5 protein-coding genes are annotated in these 4,773 nt (G+C 70.3%); 1 reads left to right on the top strand and 4 read right to left on the bottom strand.

What is annotated here, in order from left to right:
* On the bottom strand, positions 1 to 621 hold a 621-nt coding region (locus J0695_RS27385), incomplete at its 3' end, for a GAF and ANTAR domain-containing protein (protein ID WP_206966339.1).
* 210 nt (positions 622 to 831) lie between these two features.
* Here J0695_RS27385 and J0695_RS27380 point away from each other — a divergent pair.
* Entirely contained in the window at positions 832 to 1,188 is a 357-nt protein-coding gene (locus tag J0695_RS27380) for an STAS domain-containing protein (protein WP_206966337.1), read from the top strand.
* Here J0695_RS27380 and J0695_RS27375 read toward each other — a convergent pair.
* The 3 genes from J0695_RS27375 to J0695_RS27365 all read right to left on the bottom strand — a co-directional run.
* A complete protein-coding gene (locus tag J0695_RS27375; protein ID WP_206966334.1) occupies positions 1,185 to 1,931 on the bottom strand; it encodes a TetR/AcrR family transcriptional regulator in 747 nt (248 codons plus the stop codon). The genes J0695_RS27380 and J0695_RS27375 overlap by 4 nt on opposite strands.
* Before the next feature lie 52 nt (positions 1,932 to 1,983).
* The gene (locus J0695_RS27370) at positions 1,984 to 3,486 is read right to left on the bottom strand and encodes an MFS transporter (RefSeq protein ID WP_307798779.1); all 1,503 of its coding nucleotides are present in this window, start codon (positions 3,484 to 3,486) and stop codon (positions 1,984 to 1,986) included.
* A gap of 144 nt (positions 3,487 to 3,630) precedes the next feature.
* On the bottom strand, positions 3,631 to 4,773 hold a 1,143-nt coding region (locus J0695_RS27365), incomplete at its 5' end, for a mannosyltransferase YkcB-related protein (protein ID WP_505383612.1).

Here is a 4,773-nt window from a genome sequence, read left to right as displayed (position 1 = left end):
GCGCAGGGTGGCCAGGGCCTCGTCCTCCGGGCAGCAGCGGCGGGCCATCACGATGCCGATGGCCTGGTCGATGACGGCGCGCGAGAGCATCGCGGCGCGCAGGTCGTCGGCCTCGGTCCGCTCCTCCTGGATCCGGGCTGCCACGGCCACCGCCCCGGCCGCCTGGTCGGCCAGTCTCCCGATGGAGCCCTCGTGGGGCTCGAAGGCGCGGGGGTGGTGGGCGTACAGGTTGAGGGCGCCGAGCGTCGTGGCGTTCACCTTGAGGGGGGCGGCCAGGACGGAGCCGATGCCGTACGTGGCGGCCTGCTCGGGGTAGGGGGACCAGCGCTGCTCGGCGGCCAGGTCGGGGGCGTACTGATTGCGCCCGTCGCGGACGCTGCATACGCACGGGCCCGCGTCGGCCTCGTACTGCAGCGAGTCCAGCTTCAGCGCCTCGTCGTCGCTGCCGGCCGCCGAGACGAGCCGGCCGTCCCTGTTCATGGTGACGCTGCACGCGTCGGCGCCGTCCACCGCCCGCACCGCGCGCACGGTCAGGTCCTGGAGGAAGGCATCCAGGCCGCGCCAGTCGGCCGAAGTCGTGGGCCGGGTGGTGAAGTCGAGGCCGTCCGGGTTCTCTGCCATGGGATTCGGGTGCCCCTGGCAGCGCGGTTCAGTCGGGTACGCCGGCATGCGGGCGGCTGCGGACAAGAGCGGCCAGAGTCGGTCCGCTTCGGTCATGTGTCGACGCCGGCGACCTGAACACTGGCCCTAGCGCAGCGGATAGTGCTGCAATGGGGCCGGGTCAGGAAGCGGCCCTCGATATATCCCTGCCAGAGGACAGGTGAGTCTCGTATGCCGATTCTGCTGCACCCCGTCGATCTTCCACACTGCACCGTGGTGCCGCTGCCCGTGGAGATCGACATCTCCAATCTTCCCTCGCTGTACGCCGAGACGGGCCGGGTCATCAGCGACCGCGAGGGCCGGCTCGATGTGCTCGTGCTCGACCTCACCCGCACCGAGTTCATCGACTCGCGCGGGGCCGCGCTGATCCCCGCCGTACAGGAGCGTGCGCGCGAGGCCGGGGCCCGGACGCGCGTCGCCGTCGGATCGGACCAGGTGGCGCTGGTGCTCCAGCTGATGCGCATACGGCGGGACGTGCCGGTCTACCACGATCTGGCGGACGCCCTGATGCCCGCCCACCACGCTTAGGAGGTGTGCTCCCGCATCGCCTCGATGCCCGCGATCAGCAGCTCCAGGGCGAATTCGAAGTCGCGGTCGCGCATGTCCTCGACCGTCTCACCGCCGCGCGCCTCCATCATGGCCCGGGACCGCTCGATGTTCGCCTTCGTGTCGGCGTTGCGGGAGACGGCGCTCATGGCGTGCCGGAAGTACTCGTCCTGGGTCATGCCTGCGCGGGCGCACCGGTCCCTGAAGTGCCCCTCGACGGTGCCGAATCCGTACACGAACTGGAAGACCGAGGCGATGCCGCCCGCCTGGCCGTGCGGCGGAAGACCGGTCCGCGTCATCACGTTCAGGACGGCCGCGGAGAAGGCCGTCGCATGCGGGCCGACGTTGAGGAACTCGCCGACCAGCGGGGAGATCCAGGGGTGGCCGACCAGCACCTTCCGGTAGCTGACGGCGAGATGACGGATCTCGTCGCGCCAGGCGTCGACCGATTCGTCCGGCAGGTCGAGCTCGCCCATCACCTGGTCGAGGGCGAGTTCCAGGAGGTCGTCCTTGGTGTCGACGTACCAGTAGACCGACATCGCGGTGACGCCCAGCGCGGCGGCCAGCCGGCGCATGGAGAACTTGGCGAGGCCCTCCGAGTCGAGCAGCCGTACCGTCGCATCGGTGATCTTCTCGCGGTCGAGCCCGCCCGCCGGCTGATCCGCCTTGCGGCTGCGCGCCGTCTTCCCGTCCAGCCAGACGCTGGTGCGTACCGCAGCCGCCATGACGTGCCTCTCTCCGGAATACGTCGGTCCGTCCAGTCACTCTGTCTCGATGCTAAGCCGCCGGTGCGGTGTCCGTGCGTTCAGCACGCTTCAGGAGTACGGCGGCCAGGAGGCCTCCCGCGAGGACCGCGACCGCGCCCACCAGCTGGCTGGTCTCGACCCCCGAGGAGAAGGCGTCCGCGATACGGGCCTTCTCCGCCGGGTCCTTCGCCGCAGCGAGCGCCGCGGGCAGCGAGGCCGCGCCCACCGCGGCCGGGATCAGCGCCGCGAACCGGGAGTTGAGGACCGCGCCGAGTACGGCGACGCCCAGGCCGTTGCCGAACTCCGCCAGGGTGCCGTTGATCCCGGCGCCCACGCCCGCCTTCTCCGGCGGGATCGCGCTCATGATCGCGTTGGCCATGGCGGGCATGGCGATGGCGATGCCCGCGCCCATCACGATCAGGCCGACGAACATGCCGCCGTACCCGTCGCTGCCGAACACCGCCAGCGCGGCGAGACCCGCGGCCAGCGCCGTCATGCCGGTGGCGATGGTGGCGGGCGTACCGATCCTGGGCAGGAGGCGGGCGCCGAGCCCCGACATATTGAGCACGATGACGGTGACGGCCATCGGCGCGGTGCGCAGACCGGCGTCCAACGGGTCGTAACCGAGCACGAATTGGAGATGCTGGGTCAGCAGGAACAGCGAGCCGCCCATACCGAAGGCGACCAGGATGGCGCCCGCGACAGCGCCGATGAAGCGCTGGTTGCGGAAGAAGTTCATGTCGAGCATGGGGTGCGGGGTGTGGAGCTCCCAGGCGGCGAAGGCCCCGAGAGCGGCGACGCCTAGGGCGGCGGAGAGCAGGACCTGGCCGGAGGTCCAGCCGTGGCCGGGGCCGGAGATGATCGCGTACACGACCGCCGTCATACCGATGGTGGAGAGCAGCGCCCCGAGCAGGTCGGGGCGGTCGCCCGACGGGCTCTTGGACTCGGGTACGAGTGCGGCGACGGCGATCAGGGCGATGACGGCGACCGGGATGTTGATCAGGAAGATCGCGCCCCACCAGAAGTGGTCGAGCATGAAGCCGCCCATCAGGGGCCCCACGGCGAAGCCGAGCGAGTTGACCGTGGACCAGATGCCGATGGCCTTGACGCGCTCGGTGTCGTCGAAGATCTGCATGACGACGGCCAGCGTGGTCGTGATGAGGAGCGCCCCGCCGATGCCCATCCCCGCGCGTGCGGCGATGAGTTGGGCGGTGGACTGCGCCATCCCGGCGACGAGCGAGCCCACACCGAACAGGACGAGGCCGGCGATGAGCATCTTCTTGCGGCCGTAGCGGTCGGCGGAGCTGCCCGCGGTGAGGAGCAGGCCGGACTGGACCAGCGAGTAGGCGTTGATCATCCACTGGATGTCGGAGGTGGAGGCATGGAGGGAGGTGGTGAGGGAGGGGATCGCGACGTTGAGGACGGTGTTGTCGAGCAGCACGGTGAGCTGGGCGAGGCAGATCACGCCGAGGATCAGCCAGCGCTGGGGGTGGCCCGTGTGGGCGGATCTTGTCTCGGCTGTCGTGGCCGTCACGAAGGCTCCTTGTACGGTGTATGGGAGATGGCGGTGCCTACCGTAGAACATCTCTTATACGGTGTACAAGTAGTTTTGAGGGAGAGGGCGTGAGAGAGGGCGGCACCCTGTGGGTGCCGCCCTCTCCTCAGCGGGGTGGGACCGTCAGCTCTTGGGCTGCGTCAGGTCGTAAAGGGTGGTGCTGCCCACCGTCACCTTCGTGTAGTTCGCCTCCACCCATGACGTGATCTTGGAAGCGGAGCCGCTGCTGGAGCCGCCACCGCCCATGCCGCCGCCCGAGATGAAGTAGTGGATTTTCCCGTCCTGCGCGTACTGCTTGAACTGCGCGAGGGTCGGGGACGGGTCGCTGCCGTTGAAGCCGCCGATCGCCATGACCGGGTTACCGGTGGCCAGCTGGTAGCTGGCGGCGTTCTGCGAGCCGATGGCCGCTGCCATCCAGGTGTAGTCGTCGGCGTTGGCACTGACCTTGGACTTCACCGCGGAGCTGACGCTGGCGCCGTCGAGGAGACCGCCCATGCCGCCGCCACCTCCGCCTTCGCCCCTGCCGCCCGTGCCGCCGGGGAAGCCGCCCTGCTGGCCGTTCTTGGAGGTGCCGTTCTGGTTGCCGGGGCCCTGGCCGCCGGTCGGGGGCGTACCACCCATGCCGCCGCCGGTGCCGCCGCCCGTCGGGGGCTGGCCCATCTGACCGCCGCCACCGCCCTGTTGGGCACCCTGGCCGCCTTGACCGCCCTGGCCGCCGGTGGGCATCTTGCCCATGCCACCACCACCGCCTCCGCCTCCGCCGAAGCCCCGCGCGCTCGCGCCCGAGGGGCCCGCCGTGACGATGGAGCCGGTGTGCGCGCTGTTCACCGTGGAGAGCGTGTACGCCAACGGGCCGGCCAGCGAAGCAGCCAGACCCACGCCCGCCGCACTCAGCGCCAGACGCCGGTCGAGGCGTCCCGCGAAGATCAGCGCGAGACCCGCGGCGAGGCCGAGCAGCAGCACGGCCCAGCGCAGCCAGGGGAGATAGTCGGGGGTCCGGTTGAGGAGTACGTACGACCAGATCGCCGTGACCATCGCCGTCAGGCCGAGCACCGCCGACCAGCCGAACTTCGAGCGCTCCTCCCACAGCATGGTGGCGCCCATGCCGACGAGCGCCGCGATGTAGGGGGCGAGGGCGATCGTGTAGTACTGGTGGAAGATCCCGGCCATGAAGCTGAAGATCGCCGTCGTCATCAGCAGGGCGCCGCCCCAGACCAGGAACGCGTGGCGCGCGGTGTCGGTGCGCTTGGCGCGCCACGCGTTCCT

It is taken from the genome of Streptomyces beijiangensis, assembly GCF_017315755.1.
Lineage (GTDB): Bacteria > Actinomycetota > Actinomycetes > Streptomycetales > Streptomycetaceae > Streptomyces > Streptomyces beijiangensis.
Note: the sequence above shows the minus strand (reverse complement) of the source record. Positions and strands in the feature narration are given on the sequence as shown.

Excerpts from the sequence above, each read along its gene's own strand:
- J0695_RS27380 (WP_206966337.1), top strand. The coding sequence starts at position 832 with ATGCCGATTCTGCTGCACCCCGTCGATCTTCCACACTGCACCGTGGTG.
- J0695_RS27375 (WP_206966334.1), bottom strand. The coding sequence starts at position 1,931 with ATGGCGGCTGCGGTACGCACCAGCGTCTGGCTGGACGGGAAGACGGCG.